The organism is Hahella sp. HN01 (assembly GCF_018986435.1).
In the GTDB taxonomy this organism is placed as follows: domain Bacteria; phylum Pseudomonadota; class Gammaproteobacteria; order Pseudomonadales; family Oleiphilaceae; genus Hahella.
The window spans coordinates 32,621-52,688 of sequence record NZ_JAHMIN010000020.1 but is presented as its reverse complement, the minus strand read 5'-3'; the positions used below and the strand labels follow the sequence as shown (position 1 = coordinate 52,688).

The window sequence follows — 20,068 nt, the reverse complement described above, 5'->3', positions numbered from 1 at the left end:
CCTGAAGCCCATGCCCTACTCCGAGCACTATATTGACTCTCATCATTTTACATATGGCGCATCACATTTCCGAGGCGGTCAACTTCCAAGCATAAAGAGTTTATTAAACAAACAGCTTGTAAGAGCCAGAGGCTATCAAAAGTTTATACCTGAATATCCACAAGTGAGATGTTTGCCTCTGGAGTTCTTCTATACCTGCTATCACTGTATCTGCGCCATGGACGCCAAACTTTTCGAAGATATAACAACTAGGGGCAGCCGCAGTCTGGCGTGGGCCTCCTGGCTTGCCCTCGCCACGCCATACCCCGAGAGCTATATGCTTCAGCAACTGGAGCAGCTTATCGAAAAAAACGCTGACTATTCTGAGTTTTACATCTTAACTATGGCGATTCGAAGGTTGAAGGAAGAGGAGCTGGAATGCCAGGAAACAGCCGATATGTTTAGCGAGTATGGTAGTTTCCTATCCTTGCTTCCAAGAATAAAAATCCCTTTACGCGCCACCCCGACTGAACACTACTTCAAACAACGTAAATATAGAGCGGAGACCATCAACAATATTTATAAAAACAAAGGGACTGACGCCGCAATAGCGTATATAAAAAGCCTTCCTGTGCAGGAAGAAGATATGAACTATAAAGAGTGGTTGCGACTACAGGCTTTGCGAGAAGAGCATCAGCATAAAAACAGTAGCTTCTTAGCCAAACTTCTCCATCATACAACGCAGGTCGGCATAAGATCCTCTATGCCCATATGACTAAATAGCACTGGATCTAGAGACCCTTTTACCTCGCATTTTGGCATCGACTTTCGATACATGTACTCTCCCTCAGAAACTAATCCGGCCCCCATCGGCGCGATCATGCCTCACGCCAAGGCGTCAACTTCTATTTCGTATTCCAATCAATCTGAAACGCCAATCGCCGCGGCGACGCCGCCAGTGAGCGATAGCAAGTCTTGAGGTGCAAGTTCTATTTCCAGGCCTCGCTTTCCTGCGCTGACGAAGATGGTGGCGTAGTTGAGAGAGGTATCGTCAAGGACGGTAGGAAGGCGCTTTTTCTGTCCCAGAGGGCTGATGCCGCCGACAATGTATCCGGTGGCGCGCTCCGCTTCTTTTGGGTCCGCCATCTCTGCTTTTTTGGCGCCTAGCGCCTTCGCAACGGCTTTCAGGTCCAGCTTTCCGGAGACCGGCACTATTCCCACGGCGAGCTTTTGCGCGCCGCCGGTCAATGACACCAGCAGCGTCTTGAATACGCGCTCAGCAGGCGCTCCCATCGCCTGTGCGGCCTCCTCTCCGTAGGATTCAGAACGCGGATCGTGCGCGTATTCATGAACTTGATAGGTTACCTTGGCCTTCTTGGCCTGATTGATCGCCGGCGTCATCGGACTTCCTTCTACTGCATAGTAAGCGGTTTATGACTGGGTAGTTTCCACCATTTTCCGGAATCGTCCAAGCGCCGCCAGAAACAAGGCCAAACCAATCGCAGTGATGGCGAGAAATTGAGGCCAAACCGCGGAGAACCCAGCGCCGCGATAGATAATCGCCTGCGCAAAACTGACGAAGTGCGTGGTCGGCGCCGCCAGCATGATGTACTGCACGATATCCGGCATGCTTTCCCTCGGCGTGATGCCGCCGGACAACAACTGCATGGGCAGTATCACCAGGATAATCAGCAGTCCCAGTTGCGGCATGGAGCGTGCGACCGTGCCGAGGAATATCCCCATGGAGGTCGTGGAGAACAGATGCAGCGCTACTCCGACCAGAAATAACGGAATCGATCCTGCGATCGGCACATCCAACACGCCCTGGATCACCACATACAGCGACATGGCCGCCCCCAGCAGAACGACCAGACCATTGGACCACACCTTCGCCGCCATGATTTCCAGGGGCGACAACGGCATCACTAACAGATGCTCCAGAGTGCCGTGCTCTTTCTCTCGGATCAACGCAGCACCGGTGAGAATAATCGACAGCAGTGTGATCTGAGAAATAATCTCCATCACGCCACCGAACCAGTATCCCGTCAGATTGGGGTTAAACATGACGCGCACATTCTGCTCTATCGGCAGCGCCGCATCGTCACGGCGTCCGCTGACGAACTCATTCACCTCCGCCGTCACGATACTGCGAATATAGGTAGCGCCAATGAACGCCTGCGTCATGGCGGTGGCGTCGATATTCACCTGTACATCCGCACTGCCTCCCGCCATCACGTCCTTCTGAAAACCGGATGGAATAACCACCACAAAGGTGTAGCGCCCTTCATCCATTCCTGCGTCCACTTCCGCATAAGAGATCAACTCCGGCTCTTTGAAATGCGGGGGGTAAAACGCATTGGCGATGCGTAAAGACAGTTGGCTCTGGTCTTCATCCACGATTGCGAGCGGCGCGTTGCGCAGTTCCCGTGAGGCAGCCGTCGCGGCGCTGTACACAATGATCGTGAACGCCGCCAGGACAAATATCAGCAACGCCCGATCATGCAGAAAGCTGCGAATCTCTTTCACTCCCAGGCGACGTATGTTGGCTAATCTGGTGCTCATATCAACGCCCCTGCTTTTTCAGAGTTAATACCGACAGCACAGTAACCACCGGAATAAAGGCTGCGAGAATCAGGAAGTAACGGTACAGATCCGCAAACTCCAGCGCCTTGGTGAAGGTTCCCCGACTGATAATCAGAAAGTAAGTAGTTGGATACAGACTGCCGATCCAGGCTCCAGCCCCTTCCAGGGAGGACACCGGGTCCGTCATACCGGAAAACTGCACCGCGGGAACCAGTGTGGCCAAAGCCGTCCCCGCCAACGCGGCAATCTGGGTCCGGGTAAACGAAGACACCAGCAATCCCAGTCCTGTCGTTGCGGTGACATACAACAGCGCCGCAACGCTTAACGCGGCGAAGCTGCCTTTGATGGGCACATCGAAGAAAAAAACCGACTGCGCCACCAGCAACAAAAAGCTGATCATACTGACAAGGATGTATGGCGCCTGCTTGCCCAGCAGAAACTCCAACCGCGTCACCGGCGTGACATACAGATTGACGATGGAGCCCAGCTCCTTCTCCCGCACCACCGCCAGCGCCATCAAGATGGCGGGGATGAAAATCAGCAGCATGGGTATCACCGCAGGAACCATGGCGTAGATGCTGCGGAAATCCTGGTTGTATCGATAACGCATTTCCAAATTGACTGGAGACAACGCGGGCGCCGAACCCAATGAGCGTATGGCGAGATCTCCAAGATAAGCGTAGTGGGCGGCGGACAAATATCCTTTGATCGTCTCGCCCCGGAACGGCATGGCTCCATCCAGCCATACCGCCACGCCAGTCGGTCGTCCGCGACGCATATCACGCCCATATCCTGACGGGATCTCTACCACAAAGCTGAGTTCGCCGCTGCGCATGCGACGATCCACATCCTCATAGGTAGACGCCAGCGGCTGCTGAATGAAATAGCGCGATCCAGCCAGATACTGAATGTAGTCACGGCTTTCCGGCGTTTGATCTTGATCGTAGACGGCGAACGCCAGATCCTCTACATCCAGACTGACGCCGTATCCCAACACGAACATCAAGATAACCGAGCCCAACAACGCAAACGTCAGGCGAATCGGATCGCGCAAAAACTCCAGCGACTCCCGGTGCGCATAGGCCAGCATTCGACGCATATTGAAACCTCGCGCCATGGGCGGTTTGGAGCGCTCAGGCGATGGATTTACATCCGTAGGAAGTTCATCGCCAGCGTTGCTTTCAGCGTCCTGCCCCTCACTGGCGGCTTCAGTCAAACAACTGACGAACGCCTCTTCAAAATTCTCCGCTTGCCGTTGCGCCACAATATTCTGAGGCGTGTCGCAGGCCAATACTTTACCCGCGTGCATCAACGACACACGGTCACAGCGCTCGCCTTCATTCATGAAGTGGGTGGAAATAAATATGGTCACCCCATCCTGGCGGGAAAGCTGAATAAGATGCTCCCAGAACCGATCCCTCGCCACCGGGTCCACGCCGGAGGTGGGCTCATCCAGAATAAGAATTTTTGGCTTGTGGACGACCGCCACCGCCAGCGAAAGACGCTGCCGAATCCCCAGAGGCAGGGATTCCGCAAATTCATTTTCATAGGCCTGTAGATCAAACCCGCTCAACAGCTCCTGAGTTCGCGTTTCCGACTGGTGGGCGTCCAGTCCAAATATGCGCGCGTGCAGCATAAGGTTTTGGCGCACGGTCAACTCAGCGTAGAGCGAAAACGACTGCGACATGTACCCCACGTTTCTCTTCGCAGACAGGTCGTTCGACGCCATTTCGGCGCCAAACAGTCGCACGGCGCCAGTGGTCGGTGGAGACAACCCGGTCAGCATCTTCATCGTGGTGGTTTTACCGCAGCCGTTAGAGCCGATAAAACCGAAGATTTCTCCCTGACGAATACTGAAGCTCACATGATCTACCGCAGTGAAATCGCCAAAGCGTTTAACCAGCCCTTCCGCTTCAATGGCGGGGGTTGACGAACGCTCTCGCCAAGGGGAAATCGTCAGCTCACGATGCCCTTTGCGGCTTTCTTCCGGCAACAAGCGAATAAACGCCTCATCAAGATTTCCCGCCCCGGTTCGCGTCTTCAACTCCTTTGGCGTTCCCGTCGCCAGAATTCGGCCCTTATCCATCGCCACCAGCCAGTCAAAGCGTTCCGCTTCATCCATGTAGGCCGTGGATACCAGCACGCTCATGCGACCAGCATCGCCCCGCAGCTCATCAATCAACCGCCAGAACTGGCGACGGGACAATGGATCGACACCGGTGGTCGGCTCATCCAGAATCAGCAGGTCCGGGTCATGAATCAGGGCGCAGCACAAACCCAGCTTCTGCTTCATGCCGCCGGAAAGCTTACCCGCCGGCCGCTCGCGAAACCGGCTCAAACCAGTGCGGCGCAACAAGGTATTGATACGCTGATGACGCTCCCTCCTATCCAGACCAAACAGGCGGCCAAAGAAGTCCACGTTCTCAAAAACAGAGAGCGAGAAGTACAGGTTTTTCCCCAGCCCTTGCGGCATATAAGCGATGCGGGGCGACAGTTCATCGCGCACATTATCGTCGCCGATGTCGCCGCCCAATACGCTCACCGAACCGCGTTGAATACGCGCGGCCCCGGATATCAGGTTCAACAGACTGGACTTGCCGACGCCGTCGGGACCAATGATCCCGGCGATGACGCCAGCGGGAATACTCAGGCTCAGCGTTTGAAGCGCGAGAAGGTCGCCGTATCGATGTTCGAGCCCATTGATTTCGATGACCGGCGCCGCCGGGTTCACTGCAGCCTCACTTGCAGATCTTCCGGCCATTCAGCAGCGTCTTCCAGTTTCACAAAAGCCACGCCGGTGACCCCGGTTTTGACTTTTTCCTGATGCGCTTTCAGCAAGTCAGGATCAATTTTCACTTTCACCCGGAACATCAGTTTCTCACGCTCGGTCTGCGTCTCCACCTGCTTGGGCGTGAATTGCGCCCGGGGCGCCACATAAGAAACCCTGGCGGGAATACGCAAGTCCGGCAAGGCGTCGACCACTACTCGTGCGTCCGCGCCTACTGACAACACGCCAGCCTGATAGGTAGGGAGAAAAATCGTCATGTAGACGTCGGTCAGGTCCAACAAGGCCACCACCTTGCCACCGGAGCCCAGCACCTCTCCCGGCTCCGCCAGTCGATAGAGCACCCGGGCGTCGATGGGGGCTTTCAACTCGGATTCGGCGATATTGGCGTGCAGGCGCTCAATGGCCGCTTGCGCGGCTTCAATAGCCGCCTGAGCTTCCACCACCTTGATGCGGGCGGCTTTGAGTGCGGCTTCAGCACGTAGCTTGGAGGTCTTGTCCAGGTCCAGCTTCTCTGCGGAGACGTGGCCTTTCTGACTCAACTGAGTAGAGCGAGTCAGCTCCTTTTCCGCAAAGCTCAACTCACTTTCATACTGATCCACCACCGCTTCCGCGTATTTGGCGGATTCCTGCACCTGACGCAGCGTAGCCTGGGCCTGACGCAACTCCGCCTGCAGATCATCCACATTGATGCGCGCCAGCACCTGACCGGCTTTCACCATTTCTCCCTCTTCCACCAGAACTTCCTCCACCCGTCCCGGCAACTTGGTGGCGACATCAATTTCCTGCGCTTCCAGACGCCCATTTCCCCGGGCGATGGAGTCCGGTAGACTGTCCGGCTGGTAGGCCATGTAGGCGAATCCGGCCGCCGCCAGCAATAGCGCCGGAGCCAGAAACCTGATCCACTTTTTTTGCGATTCGCGCTGCAATTCGCTGTTCATTTCTCCTCCTCCCTCGTACAAATTCGAAAACGAAAGGAACAATAAAGAAAAATGATCGCGACAACGCTGACGAGCGTCAAATCCGATTCGCAAAGGCGCTTAGTTATCAGAAACTTAACGAACGGCGGCGCCTGTCCGCCATCCCGGAGACTTGGACATGATCAGACATTTTGTATTCGTGAAGTTTAAAGACAGCCTATCCAAGGCGGATGTGGCGGAAATGGTCGAGCGTTTCGCCAGAATGGCGGAGGAAATGGACGAAGTCGCCGCGTTCGAATACGGCCCCAACAATAGTCCAGAGGGACTGACCAAAGGCCTGGAGCATTGCTTCAATCTGTCCTTCGCCACTATTGCGGACCGCGACGCTTATCTTCCTCACCCCAAGCATGAAGCGTTCAAAGAAGTTTTCGTTCCGACCATTGCCGATGTTATGGTGTTCGATTACGAAGCAGCGGAATAAAGCCTTAAAAATCCCGAGACCAGCCAGGAAATTTCCCCAGGGTGGTTCGTCTCGGGAATATGGTTAACCCATTACTTAGCCTGCCCTTTCCCTGAGCCTTGCGCTTTCTCCAGCGTCTCCTGATCGACAATTTCCCGTAATTGCTGAATAAATGGGTCTATATTCGCGTACTTTTTGCCGTATTCCAGGTTGAACGCGTAATCGAAATCCTGAGGATTTTTCCCCTGGTTGTGCTGCAGGATGGTTTCCATCTTATCCAGGGCTTTGGCGACTTTAGCCTCAATGGACTGCATCTGGTCATAATCATCCCACAGCGCCAGAATTTCCTGCTGCTGCGCCTCGGGCAGCGGCGTCAGTAACTGCTGCAGATCTTTGCGTTCCTGAATGGACTTATCGACATCCGGAGACTGTTCCGTCGCAGGAATGTCTCCGCTGATGGCCTCTCCAAGATCGTGAATAAGGCATATTTTTAGCAGCTTGGCGAAATTCAGCTCCGGCAGCGCCTTTTCAAACACCATCGCCATCAGGCAGAGGCGCCAGGTATGTTCCGCAGTGCTCTCTTTACGGCCCGCAGAAGTCCAGGCGGAGCGGATGACGTTCTTAAGCTGCTCCGCCCCTCTTAAAAATTCCAATATTCCATGAATGTCGGATTGCAGCATTCGTCTTCTCCTTTTGCTGTAAGTACTTCAAATGTCAGCGGCTGCGGCGGTCAAGATGTAGCAGACAACCAGAAAGACGCGGTTTGTCTGCTAAATGAATGGCTTAGTTGTCGCAGTCCAGCTCGACCGGTTTCCAGGATGGCGGTGTCTGCATGGTATCCGGATAGCCGCCGTTGGAATTACGAATCGCCGAGTAATATTGTCCCTTATAGCTCACCAAATCGGAGACATAGTAGGACTGCGCAAAGTTCCAGGGTTTGATGTCAGCGCATTTCGGTCCATCGGACTCAGGCTCAGGGCTCAACAGATTTTTTATCTGCGAAATCAGACTCTCTTTCTCCCGCCAGTCGTCTGAGCCGACATCTTCCACTTGCGCTTCAACAGGCTGCTCGACCACCGACGCTTCCGTCACTGTCGATGCGCCGCCCTCAATCCCGCCATCGGCTTCGACGCGCTCATCGACGTCCGCAACAGCCGCTTGCGCATCGATAGGACGTGTATTTTCAGAAGGGGTCGTCGGATGACCTGGCTCCAGCTTCTTGGCGGACGCACCATCACTGGCTTCCAGGATGGCTTCACAAGGCGGCAGATCCAGCTTCTCCCAGGTAAACCCGATACCTGGCTGCATTCCTGAATGGCGCATACGAGATCGATACCAGACGCCATCATAGAAAGTCAGGTCGCCAGCTTCGTAGTTCTTGCTGGAAAACCACTTAATGACGTCGCTATCGCAAGAGACCGTATTGTCTTCCGCCGCCGCCAGGGAGGAAATTAAGGCGAGCGCCATAGCGGCGCTCCGAATCGTTTTTGCAGTTTTCATAAACGCCTTAAAATCTTGAGCGTAGAACGAAATAGTATTCAAGCCCGTTCCACGCTGAGCTTTATTGATACTGAATGATTGGCCACATCATACAGAAAAAGGCACAGCAAAAGCCTCCTCCCGTGAAGCGAGGAATTAAAAAATATTTCCTGTTGATTAAAAACTAACTAAAATCCCGCTCCCGGCTCAATTAACGCCGTTAACCTCAACTCTCACGCCCGCTCGGATATCAGGCGCCTTCTTTCGTGCACTCATCGCCATTGTACGTATTCAGAGGTCAGTTTCCTCGAGGGATAGTTTTACACAGGAGTATTACATTGATGCAGAATAGATTCTCAATTATCAAAGTCAGCTCAGCCGTTTTAATAGCCTCTAGTGCTTTGTTGGTAACAGCCTGTGGTGGCGGCGGTGTTAGCGGAGTCGCGTCAAACGGTGGTGGCGGTAACTCTGATTCACCAAAAGCGCTGGCGATTACAGAATCCAACGCACAGAAACTGGCTAGCGTTGCAGTCAGGTTGGAAGCGCTGATACCAGATTCCAGCACCTATAATTCCGGAGTCGATAAGTGTCCAACCTCCGGCCAACTTAAAGCTGAAACGCAAAAGACTTACAACACTGCGACCGGCAAGACGGATATAGCTGGGAAGATAACAGCCACCAGCTGCCACTTAGACAGCAAAGTCGGTATTAACGGCACTCTCAATATAACGGGCTCTTCATATCAAAATGCCGTGGATGTGCTTCTTACCGGCCAACTCAATATGGAATTCTCTGGCGTTACGAAAACATTGAGCGCTTCTGACATAAAGCTACTCGTCAATGACGATAAATTGAAAACCTCATCTAATTTCAGCCTGACATTAAGCGGATCAATGATGAAGAGCTCTTACGTTAAAGTGCAAACCAGCACCAATATTGAAACCGGTAACAAGTCTGAGAATCCAAGCGTTGGCGTGATACGGATTACAGGAGATAAAAATAGCGTGGTGGTTGTAGAGTATGACTCTTCGGAAAAGGGAGTCTATATCAGCGTCAATGGAGGCCCCACGGATTTTTTGACGTGGAGCCAGCTTAATAGTGTAAGCCTGACATCAATCAATTAACTGGGTTCGCCGTCAGGGGTTCGCCGTCAGGGGTTCGCCTGACGGCTTTTTATTTCCTGAAAACCCCTGCCACTCGGAACGCCACCCGCGCCGTCTTACCCGCCTGATCCATAACGGACACAACATGCGGGCCGTTAGTCAACGAAGCCAACGACCATTCCTGACCGGGTTCTACTGAACCGAGCCATACGCCGTCCAGAAACCAGTGGTTTTCTCCTTGGGCGCCGTCCGCTTTTAGCTTAACTTCCGGCAGTTCGCCTTCGCCGGGAAGCGGGGTTAATGTGGAGCCTGGGCGAATGCCCTCCATCGCCAGGACGCCGATCGCCTGGTCTGCTTCCGCGCCACAGGCTGGGTGTATTGGCGGCAGGAGCTTATCCCTTTGCCGACGCCTGGGCAGCCATGGCTCCAGGGACGCAGGCCAGAGAGTCACTTGCGTTTGGGTCACTTTCGCTTCAGTACAATGGGGCGTTATTCGATATTGCCCGGAAGCATCCAGGCTCACTGCGACAGACAGAGATTCCCCGAGGGATTGAAATGGGTCACGCAGCGTTGGCGGGGCAGCCTCATCCAACAACCAGGCATGGTGTATTTGCTGACAGGCGTCGCTTGACTGCAATTGTTGTTGCGTTCCCAGCGGCCAGCATATCGGCGCCTGTCGCACATTCGCTGGCTGTGGAGAGGGCTGCAATGACTCCACAGGCATCAGATGCAGCAATCGATCAAGCAGAGGCACCGCCGAAAAGCGGCCCGTATTATGGGGCAATGCAGTGCCATCGGGCCTGCCGACCCACACGGCGACGGTCACCGCTTCAGTGGAAGCCAGCGCCCAGGCGTCGCGAAATCCAAAGCTGGTGCCGGTTTTATAGGCGATCTTCGGCATCCAGGCCCGGCTTTGCCGGTACAGATTGTTGCTGCGTTCCAACGGCATGCGCAATGCGTTTTGAATAATCCAGGCTGCGCCAGTGGAGAGCAGTCGACGCTCCGTTATAGGATCATCAGGCTGCAGCCGCAGACGCCCGGCCATTCCTTGTCGCCCCAATGCAGCATAAGCGCCAGCAAGCTCTTCCAAGGTCGTTCCCGAGCCGCCTAACGCCAGTGACAAATTAGGGCGCGCCCCCGCCGGCAAACGCAAAGGCGTTCCCGCGTTGGCGAGCCTTGCGTAAAACAACTCCGGCCCCAGGGCGTCCAACACCTGAACTGCCGGAACATTCAGCGAGCGACGTAGCGCTTCACTGACGCCGACAGGGCCGGAAAATCCGGTATCGAAGTTCAAAGGACGATAGCCTGCAAACGCAAGAGGCGCGTCCGTCAGCAAAGACTCCGAGTGAATCAGCCCTTCATCAATGGCCATGCCATATAAAAACGGTTTCAGCGTGCTTCCAGGGGAGCGCACCGCCTGAACCATGTCCACGTGCCCCGCTCTTTCCTCCGAGCCGAACTCCGCGGTTCCCACATACGCGCGCACCGCCAGCGTCGCGTTATCCACCACCAACACCGCGGCGGAAGTCTGCTCCGGGAACTGGCGGATATAATCCGCCACCAGTCCTTGCGCAGCAGTCTGTTGCGCGCTGTCGATATTGGTTTGAATCAGCGCTTGTTCTGGAAACGCCTGACTAAGTCGCCGCGCCAATAATGGCGCCAGCATGGGATGGGGATTAAAAAACGCGCTCACCGGCTCCTGCAACGCCTCGCGGGTTTCCTGCTGCGCCCATAACTCAAATGTACGCATGCGCTGGATAACCTTGTCGCGAGCCTGACGCGCGCGCTCTGGAAAGCGGTCCGGCCGCAATGCGGAAGGCCGCTGCGGCAACACCGCCAATAACGCCGCTTCGGCATGGGTCAGTTGCGCAGCGGGTTTGCCCAGATAGGTATAACTCGCCGCCTGAACCCCTTCCACAGCGCCGCCAAATGGCGCGTAGTTAAGATACAGCGTGAGGATTTCCTCTTTGCTGAAATGCGCCTCCAACTGCAGCGCCCGAAACATCTGATATAACTTGCCCGGCAATGTCCGTGAATGCGGATGCAGGACTCGCGCAACCTGCATGGTCAACGTGGAGCCGCCAGACACCGTTTCACGATGATAGATCCACTGTCCAAAGGCGCGAATCAACGCCAGCGGATTAACGCCAGGGTGATAGTAAAACCAGCGGTCTTCGTATGACATTAAGGCCTGCAGGTAGCGCGGCGACACCTGCTCCAGCGTCACCGGATAACGCCACACGCCGTCCTGATCCGGAAACGCCCTTAGCGGCTGCCCCCTGGCGTCCACCACCACCTGGGCGAAGCGACGCCCCTGTTCCTGAGGGTCCTGCAAGGGAAACAAGGCGTCGGCGGCGACAAACACGACAATCCAGAACACTAGGGCGCAACCCAACGCCATCAGCAGCTGAAGAGCGCTCTTGCGCCGCCCTCTTCCACTTTTCCGCACAGGTTGCGCCCTACTCATCATTGCGCTGAGCGCTCCTTGATGGTCACTTTTCCTGGCGTGTTGCTGATCGCCCGATAGTACGGGCGATACATATCCTCCACAACCGTGGGAGGAATCACGTACTCGCCCGGCGACACCGCCCTCGCCAAATAAAAGATCACGGAGGTGCTGTAGGCGTCCAGAGGGACTGCGGCGACATAACGGTCATCGCGGTATTCCTGATGCAACACTCTGGTATCCGCCACCCAGTCTCTGACCATCTTATTGCGCACCACGACTTCATCGAAGCGCGTGGCGTTAGCCAGATTCTGGTTTTCCAGCTCCAGACCCGCCGGCAGCAGATCCACCAGCAATGCGTCCGGCAGGTAACGATGGCCTTGCGTACGCACTTGCAGCATCACCAACACGAAGTCGCCGCTTTCCAGCTTCTTCACGTTGAGGGGCTGACCGTTCAGGTCGAAGAACTCCCGTTCGACTTCGATTCCGTCGAAGGTCTGTTTCGGCGCCTGCGTCGGATAGCCTTGCGCCTTGAAGGTGACGAACAGCGGGAAGTCGTTCATGTTGCTCAGTTGCGCATCGCCGGGCCAGGAACCTTTACTCCAGGTGTTGATCCATTGTTGCGTCTGCTCCAGCACCTCGCTTTCGCCATTTAACGCCAGAGAGGCTTTCCATTCAGCGCCAGCTTTACTGTTCAAAGCCAGGGACAGGCGATACAGGGCCATTTGCTCCTGGGTGGACAACCAGCGGCGATCACGCAGTTCATCCCGCAACGGATAGATCAGATCCCAGGGCTGCTTGGCGACGGCGCTGTCCAGAGATAACAACAGCGTCCAGGCGAGATCGCGCACCGGTGAACCGTAATCGCCGGCATAGTAACGTCCGATTTCGCCCCAATGCAGCGCCTTGTACCAGGCTTCCTGCGCGCGTCGGGCGTCGCCCAGTTTCTCCAGCGCCAGCGCCAGTTGCGCCAGCGGCAAGGGCGATTTGGCCCACTTGCTGTAGTTATCGTACAGGGTGCGAACGTCCGCCAGCTTGGCTTGCTGCACCGACGCCAAAACCAATGCGGCGTAGGCGCGATAAGCCAGGTGGTAATGATCGCGGGCTTCGCTGTAGTAGCTGTTCTCAGTGCTCAGGCGACCTTGCGTGGTCAGATAGGTGCGCAGACGTCCCAACGCGTTATCGAGCAGCCCCTGATCCACGTTATAGCCGCGCTGTTTCGCCGTCAGCAGCAGATCCGTGGCGTAAACGCTCAGCCAGTGATATTCATCGCTGTCGTTGCCCCATAGCCCGAAGCTGCCATCGTAACGCTGCATACCGGAGATGCGTCCCAGGCCTTTCTCAACCCACTGATCGCGCTCTTGGGCGAGCTGCTTGCCGCTGCTGCGGTCGTACTTGAACAAGTCCTGCTCCGTCGCCAGCAGCAACGGCCATACCCGGCTGGAAGTCTGTTCCAGACACCCATAGGGGTATTGAATCAGATACTTCATGTATTCGTTGGAATCCAGCGGCGGCACAGGGCCGACTGACAGCTGCGTTTCCAGCGACGAACTCAGGGCCATATCAATCAACGGGTCGGTCAGCGACATAGCTGCGCCGGACTCCAATACATGGCTTTGCACGTTCAATTGCGCCGGATAAGGCGGACGCAGGCCGAGCTTCCATTCACGCTGAATATTGATCGCCGGCTCCAGGCCATCCGTCGACGTGACGCTCAACGACAGTTTGCCCACGCCTTCCGCATCTATCGCCTCCAGAGGCAAGCGCACCCATTCGCGGCCTTTGCCCGCCAGGGTTATTTCCGTGGCGAATTCGCCACTCCCCAGAGGGTTGTCAGCGCTGACTTTGACGCTCAGTTTACGTTGTTCCGGCAACAGGCTTTGCAGATCCCAGAGCGCTTCGGTTTTGTCGCCAAACGCCAGGAAACGCGGCAAGTTGACTTCCGCCACGACCGGCGCGGCGATGGTCATCGGTTTTTCCGCAGAACCGCTGCGCGCGTCGTCAAACGCCACCGCCATCAAACGCACTTCGCCATTGAAGTAAGGCAGTTGCAGTTCGATGGTTCCCTTCCCTTCCGCATCCAGCGCCACTTTGCCTGAGTAGAGAGAGACAATCTGCACATCGCTGACGGGCGCATCGCCGCCACGGGACATTTCATCCGCATCGCCGCCGAAACGTTGTCTGGCGCGGTCCGCGCTGCTCATTTCGATCAGACTGGAATAGGTGTCGCGAATTTCCGCAGAGTAACTACGCGGACTGAAGAACCAGGCGAATGGGTCAGGCGTTTTGAAGCGGGTCAGGCTGAGGACGCCGGTATCCACCGCGGCGAGGGTTACAGCTACAGTATTAGAGGGGGTTGCGCCAGGCTGCACCTGAATCTGCACCGCCACTTTGCTCTCAGGTTCAACACGCTCCGGCGCTTTCAGTTCGATCTGCATTTTTCTGGCTTCGCGGTCCAAAGGCAGATGACGCATACCCCAGGCGCGACGCGGCATTTCCATGGCGGATTGTTTACCGGGACGCAACACCAGCGCCGTGGCGAACATATCGTGACGCGTCCAGACATCCTTAACTGGCACATTAATTTCCGCTTTGCCGTCTTTGACGTCCACAGCGCCACGCCACAGCAACTCGTTCGCTTCAACCGTGACGATAGCGCGCCCGTCAAACGGCGCCTGCAACGTCAGCTTGGCGGTATCGCCTCCCAGATAGGCGTTTTTATCCCAGCGCAGCTCCACTTGCTCAGGGCGCGGGCCTTTGCCGCCTCTCTCGCCATCCCAGGTCCAGCCTGCAAAGAACTTATAGGCATTAAGCAGATTCTGCTGTTTGTCGCGCAGCTCCAGACGATAGTTGCCGTACTCCACCGGCACGGACATCGTCAAACGCTGTCCCGGCTCGATTTTCAATACGCGATTGTAGACCGGCTGGTTACGCTCCGTGGTCTCGTAGTCCCACCCGTCTTCACTCCAGCGCCAGTAATAGGCGGAATCTTCCCGAACCAGGGTGGCGTCCAGGTATTCCATGCCCAGTAATTCATCCGCCTGATTAATATGAATCAGCTCAAATGCCGCACTGGTTTCAGGGTCGGCGATGTCGCCATCCCACAAAGGCCGCACGCCGACCAGGCTCTCGCTGGGCCACAAAGACTGTTGCCATTGTCTGGCGACGGGGCGACCGCCGGACTCAAACACGCTGACATTAGCGCGCACCCGCACAGGCATAGTCGCATCAGACCAATGGTTGGGGAGCTCCAGGGAGTAATGACCTTCTTCGTCCAAGTCTACAGGCGGTAAAGACAGCGTTTCTTTCAGCGCATCGTTATCTTCGCCGAAGATAAAGTCGGAAAAGGTTTCAGAGACAGTACGCGCCGGCGCAATCTGCAAGGTGGTTTCCGCACGGTTGCCGGAGGCAGGCGCTCCCCAAAGGTATTCCGCCTGCAACTGCAGATTGATGGTATCGGTCGTGCTGTAGTTTTCCGCATCCGGTTTGATTTCCAAACGCATGCGTTCAGGCAGGAAGTCCTCCACCTGCAGGCGATACAGGAAGTAGTCGCCATTGCCCAGAGTGGCCTTGAAGAACCAATCGCCTGTCAGAGTGTTTTCGGGCAAAGAGAACGTAGTGGTATAGAAGCTTTGCTCATCCCCCTGCCAGGTGAACGAGGTATGCACGCGTCCGTCGGGACGGGTCAACTCCGCCTGAATCGGCATGGCGGTAACCTTGCGGCCATCATGATCGCGCAGTAAAGCGTTGATATGCACGGTCTCGCCAGGACGATAGAGATCGCGTGGACTATACAAAAATAGTTCCAGCGGGTTTTGCTTGCGACTCGGCAGTTTGAACTCAGTCAGATCCATCGCTGGCTGATTCAACCGCACCAGCGCCAGTTGCTTGTCCGTGCGCGCAATCGCCAGCACCGCGGAGGTTTCCGCACCTTCGAAAGTAGCCACGCCATCGGAGTCGGTCTTGGCGTTTCTCAGCATTTTGCCTTGCTGATTGATCAACTCAATGCTGACGCCGCTGCGAGGCTTGGCGTCAGCCAGTCCGTTCACCCACGCCAGCATCTGATTTTGATAGGTGCGCACCTGCAAGCCGATGTCGCTGACAGTGAACCAGGTCGTGACGTATTCATAAGGGTAATGCCCCGCGCCTTTCATAATGGCGACAAAGATGCCCGGTTGCTTGAGAGGTTCGACGGAGGAAAGATCGATCAAGCGGCGTTTGCGTTTGTTCACATCGATATTGAGGTCGAAGCGGCCGCCGTACACCAGTTCGCCCCAGGAGCGCAGTTGCTCCAGCTCGTAGTAGCTGCGACCCAGGTAGCCGCCGACGAAGTCAGTCATTTTATCGTCGCTGATGCGCCAGATATCCATATCGACGGCGTCGATATTCAGTGCTTCGATTTCCAGGCCGTCGGTCAGTTCCGGCGACAATTGCGCGCCGCGACTGATAAAACGCACGCTAGGGTCTAGACGACGCGTGGTGATCTCCTGACTCGTGCCCTCTTCCAGCATACGTCCGGTGATGGCTGACAGGCCTTGCGATACGGTGACCTTATAACGCTTTTCCGGCTCAACAAAAGGAAAGAAGGCCGTTGTGCCGACGGGGTTGAGAATCCAGTCTCCGGCGACAGGCTGATTCTGCTCATCCGCTACGGTCAGATAACGACCCAGCATCGTGTCCTGATCCAAAGGCGCAGAGAAGGTGACAGAGAGTGCGGGACCATCGTCCCAGGGCTGCTCGCCGATACGTAGAATTTTGAACGGCGTTTGCGCGTATTCTTTCTTCAGCGTTTCGCGGTCCACTTTAACCGGCGGTTTTTTAGCTTCGGGTTGCGGAGCTGGAATGACGGGTCTTTTCTCAGCAGCGGCCGGCTGCGACTGTGCGGTCTTACCGCCCTCGTCATTACCGGACTCGCCGGAGCAGCCGACCATCAACACCAATAGTAAGCCCCATGCCCAGCGGGTTAGAACTTCTCTCATACACTGTCCTTTAGAAGAGGTTAGTCGTAGCGATTTTTGATAAGCGTTTTTTTGAAGGATATCGCCGCACTCTGCCACCGCCTGATACCAGACGATCAGTATCAGCGTAACAAAGGTTTAGGGAATTATGCGGGCGAATTATGGCGAAAAATGGCAATAAGGGAAGCGCATTGTTGCGACAGGCCAACACGCTTAGCCTGCCGGGCTTGCGCCACGCCGCTCAGCGCCAGGATACGTAGTTCCACCTGTCTATGAAATTGAGCGGCCGCTTCCCTGCAGCCAAGCGGAGTCTGAACGATCAGTCGTCCAATGTATAAGCGGTTTTCTCTAAGGTGTTTTCCGCGCCTTCGATATAGGTAAAGGCGTTCCAGGCTACTCTGACCACATCGTTGTTGTTCAGGCGGCGTCTGCCGCTGACTTTTTCGTCATTAACGAAAGTGCCGTTCGTGCTGCCTTTATCGGATATAAAGACATCCAGCACGCCTTCCATATATTGATTTTGCTCCACTTCAATCAACGCATGTTTACCGCTGACGGCGATGTCATTGATCTGGATATCGCAGTTGGGATGCCTGCCGATCACAATTTCCGGCTTCTCCAGAAGAAACTTATTCGCCACCACATCATCAATCAGTTGCGCTAGCATGGGCATACTCACATTTACCTCACTTCTTGCGGTCCTTCCGCTGAACATAATCCTGTTTATCACTTCTTTTCTCTGCGGCGCATCACATCAAGCGTCGATGGCTACACCGCTCACTTCGACCATTAATACGGAGACGTTATCTTCGGCGCCCTTGTTCAAGGTGGCTGCGATCAGACTGTCGACGCGCTCTTCCTGCGGACGCACGCCGCTGGCCAGCTCGCCGATCACGCCCTGAGGCAGCATGTTGAACAAACCGTCGGAACAGAGCAGGAGGCGCTCTCCCTCTTTGAGACTGACATTGATGCAACTGAACAGCAGGTCTTCCTGGCACCCCAGAGCTTTGGTCAGCATATTGCGGTACGGCACATGCGGGGCGTCCTGTTCCGTAATGGAGCCGTCATCCAGCATTTGCTGCACCACACTGTCGTCCCGGGTGAGCTGTCTCAGCTCCCCTGATTGCGACACTAAGTAGCAGCGCGAGTCTCCAGCGTGAACCACACAAGCCTCGCCATCATAAGAAAACGCCGCCACCAGCGTGGTTCCCATGCCGGACAGGGCCTCGTTCAGCCTGCGTTCGACACACACCGCCTCGTTGGCGGCTTCCGCCGCATCCAGTAATCGTTCACGGATCAGGTATTCGGATAGTTCGACATTGCGCCACATCAGATCGATGGCGCATTCAATAAAGGCTTCGACTGCAATGCGACTGGCTTCGGCGCCCCCCGCATGACCGCCCATACCGTCCGCCAACACCGCCAGCGCTCTTCTCCCATCGGTGGAAACGCGCCACCCAATATAATCTTCATTCGCCCGACGGACACAGCCCACATGGCTCTGTCCACTTACTTTATATGTCAGCATAAGGCGGTTTTTCCAAACTCGTTCATGCAACATCTCCTTAGTTGTTCCGCCATCTCGCCTGCATTGGCATATCGCTTGGCAGGGTCCTTTTGCAACGCCTTATTGGTAATTCGAACAGCGCTTGCGGGAAGCTCCGGCCTCAGTTCTCTGACGCTGCGGTGCTTTTTGTTCAGAATCTGCTGAGTCAGTTCAGGTAGAGAATCCGCGTTGAACGGCGGCTCCCCCGTCAGCAACTGATAAAATGTCACACCCAGGCTGAATATGTCCGAGACCCCGTTCACTTTGCCGCCTTTCAACTGCTCCGGCGACATATACAACGGACTGCCCAGCATCTGCCCTGTGCGGGTTTTCGACTTGTCGGAGATCCGCGCAATGCCGAAATCAGTTACTTTAACCTGTTGGTTATCCGGGTTGAAGATGATATTTGCGGGTTTGATGTCACGGTGCACGATATTTTTCTGATGGGCGTATTCCAGAGCCTCCGCCACTTTCGCCATCAGCATGTATACCACTTCCACAGGCAGCAGCCGACCCGGTTTGGCGTAGGCGTTGAGACTCTTGCCCTGGATATAGTCCATGGCGATAAAGGCGAGATCGGCTTCTTCGCCGACATCATAAACCGTCACGATGTTGGGATGGTCCAATCTGCCCGCCGCTTCCGCCTCACGGAAGAAACGCGCTTTGAGATCAGCCAGGCGATGGGAATCGAATTGCCTGTAATTCAGTGTTTTAACCGCAACCTGACGGGAGATTTTAGGATCGCGCCCCAGATACACCACGCCCATGGCGCCGCGTCCCAGTTCCCGCACGATTTCATAGCGCCCCAACACCGGACGGGATATGTCCGCCGGCGTAGCCAGCGTTTGTGTCGCCGCCCATTCGGTGTCTCCCGCCTGCTGCATGGTTTCGAATTTCGCCAGTTTCTTCGCCCGTTCCGCCGCATCGCGGAATTTGGGATTGGCGGCGGCAATGGACAAGTAGGTATTGGCGGCGGCGTCATACTGACGCTTTTTTTCCTGCTGGACAGCCACGTCGTACACAATGGCGCAGGCGTCTTCTCTGGACAGACACGGACGCAGCGTCGTGAGTGTTTCTTCCAGCATCCCTTGTTTCAGCTGCATTTTACCCAGACGTAAACTGACATCCTGGCGCGCTTCACGCAACGCTTCGATTTGCTTTTGCTGTTTCAGCCAGAACGCCATCACCAGATAGCCCGCCACCAGGAACTGGATCGATACTCCCAGCGGTAGCCATCTTGATTGCGCTACCTGCATACCGATCTGTATGACAGCGAGGGAAACCACAAACACAGCAACGGTAAAAAAACCCGCCGGCCACGTCATTCGAGGCAATGCGGCCACCAACAACAACATGCAGATCAAAATGAGCGCTTTCTCGGCCAGGAAAAACCAGGGCGGCGTCTCCAGTCCGGGCGCAACGCGGAAAGCATTGGTCTCAATCTGGCTGGCGGCGTCCCATTTCGCCGGGGCCAGATAGGGGTCTAAAAAGAATACGGGAGACGGCGCCAGTCCCGGCATCAGCCTTTGCGCCAGAGGCACATCATCTGCCGGCTTGATGGGAGTGTTCTTGTTGACGCTCCAGGCGGCGTTATATAACCAGGTATCCAGAGAAGGAAGATGACGGGCCAGTTGTGGCGCGACCACAATAAGACAAGCAGCCGCAATGACCACTGTACGTAAGCTGTATGCGCGCGCCAGCAATCGGCGCACATTGTTGAAAACCGAATGACGCTTCGCCGCCACGCTGAGTATCCCTGCATTAATTCTGATGAAAAAGGCGATCAGCCGATCATGCAGAGATTAACGG

14 protein-coding genes are annotated in these 20,068 nt (G+C 55.5%); 3 read left to right on the top strand and 11 right to left on the bottom strand.

All coding sequences use genetic code 11. The annotated features are described in order from the left end of the window. The first annotated feature begins 10 nt into the window (after positions 1-10). Positions 11-754 carry a hypothetical protein gene (locus KP814_RS19230; protein ID WP_216738283.1) on the top strand — a complete coding sequence of 248 codons (744 nt, stop codon included), beginning with the start codon at positions 11-13 and terminating at the stop codon, positions 752-754. A gap of 146 nt (positions 755-900) precedes the next feature. Here KP814_RS19230 and ybaK read toward each other — a convergent pair whose 3' ends face one another. Genes ybaK through KP814_RS19210 form a run of 4 tightly spaced genes read right to left on the bottom strand, consistent with a single transcriptional unit; the run spans position 901 to position 6,288 of the window. Next, the gene (gene ybaK, locus KP814_RS19225; protein ID WP_216738282.1) at positions 901-1,380 is read right to left on the bottom strand and encodes a Cys-tRNA(Pro) deacylase; all 480 of its coding nucleotides are present in this window, start codon (positions 1,378-1,380) and stop codon (positions 901-903) included. Positions 1,381-1,410: 30 nt separating this feature from the next. Next, positions 1,411-2,541, bottom strand: coding sequence for an ABC transporter permease (locus KP814_RS19220; RefSeq protein WP_216738281.1), 1,131 nt, complete (start codon positions 2,539-2,541; stop codon positions 1,411-1,413). 1 nt (position 2,542) lies between these two features. Further along, the gene (gene rbbA, locus KP814_RS19215; RefSeq protein ID WP_216738280.1) at positions 2,543-5,323 is read right to left on the bottom strand and encodes a ribosome-associated ATPase/putative transporter RbbA; all 2,781 of its coding nucleotides are present in this window, start codon (positions 5,321-5,323) and stop codon (positions 2,543-2,545) included. Then, positions 5,290-6,288, bottom strand: a complete 999-nt coding sequence (locus KP814_RS19210; protein ID WP_253938484.1) for an HlyD family secretion protein — start codon at positions 6,286-6,288, stop codon at positions 5,290-5,292. The genes rbbA and KP814_RS19210 overlap by 34 nt, the downstream gene beginning before the upstream one ends. 157 nt (positions 6,289-6,445) lie before the next feature. Between KP814_RS19210 and KP814_RS19205 the strand changes: the two genes are divergently transcribed. Further along, entirely contained in the window at positions 6,446-6,748 is a 303-nt protein-coding gene (locus tag KP814_RS19205) for a Dabb family protein (RefSeq protein WP_216738279.1), read from the top strand. A gap of 71 nt (positions 6,749-6,819) precedes the next feature. Here KP814_RS19205 and KP814_RS19200 read toward each other — a convergent pair whose 3' ends face one another. Together KP814_RS19200 and KP814_RS19195 are read right to left on the bottom strand one after the other, a co-directional pair. Further along, positions 6,820-7,407, bottom strand: a complete 588-nt coding sequence (locus KP814_RS19200) for an HD domain-containing protein (RefSeq protein WP_216738278.1) — start codon at positions 7,405-7,407, stop codon at positions 6,820-6,822. A gap of 103 nt (positions 7,408-7,510) precedes the next feature. Further along, positions 7,511-8,194 carry a hypothetical protein gene (locus KP814_RS19195; RefSeq protein WP_216738277.1) on the bottom strand — a complete coding sequence of 228 codons (684 nt, stop codon included), beginning with the start codon at positions 8,192-8,194 and terminating at the stop codon, positions 7,511-7,513. 353 nt (positions 8,195-8,547) lie between these two features. On the opposite strand from KP814_RS19195, the gene KP814_RS19190 reads away from it, so the two are divergent. Then, a complete protein-coding gene (locus KP814_RS19190; RefSeq protein ID WP_216738276.1) occupies positions 8,548-9,330 on the top strand; it encodes a hypothetical protein in 783 nt (260 codons plus the stop codon). Between the two features lie 49 nt (positions 9,331-9,379). Here KP814_RS19190 and pbpC read toward each other — a convergent pair whose 3' ends face one another. From pbpC to KP814_RS19165, 5 genes are all read right to left on the bottom strand, one after another. After that, positions 9,380-11,779 (bottom strand): penicillin-binding protein 1C, encoded by a 2,400-nt coding sequence (gene pbpC, locus KP814_RS19185; protein ID WP_216738275.1) that lies wholly within the window; start codon positions 11,777-11,779, stop codon positions 9,380-9,382. Further along, positions 11,776-16,734 (bottom strand): alpha-2-macroglobulin, encoded by a 4,959-nt coding sequence (locus tag KP814_RS19180; RefSeq protein ID WP_216738274.1) that lies wholly within the window; start codon positions 16,732-16,734, stop codon positions 11,776-11,778. The genes pbpC and KP814_RS19180 overlap by 4 nt, the downstream gene beginning before the upstream one ends. 298 nt (positions 16,735-17,032) lie before the next feature. Further along, on the bottom strand, positions 17,033-17,380 hold the full coding sequence (locus KP814_RS19175) for an FHA domain-containing protein (protein WP_253938483.1): 348 nt from the start codon (positions 17,378-17,380) through the stop codon (positions 17,033-17,035). Positions 17,381-17,467: 87 nt separating this feature from the next. After that, positions 17,468-18,241 (bottom strand): PP2C family serine/threonine-protein phosphatase, encoded by a 774-nt coding sequence (locus KP814_RS19170; protein ID WP_216738272.1) that lies wholly within the window; start codon positions 18,239-18,241, stop codon positions 17,468-17,470. Then, positions 18,235-20,004, bottom strand: coding sequence for a serine/threonine-protein kinase (locus KP814_RS19165; RefSeq protein ID WP_216738271.1), 1,770 nt, complete (start codon positions 20,002-20,004; stop codon positions 18,235-18,237). Before KP814_RS19165 ends, KP814_RS19170 begins: the two co-directional genes overlap by 7 nt. Between the last annotated feature and the right edge of the window lie 64 nt (positions 20,005-20,068).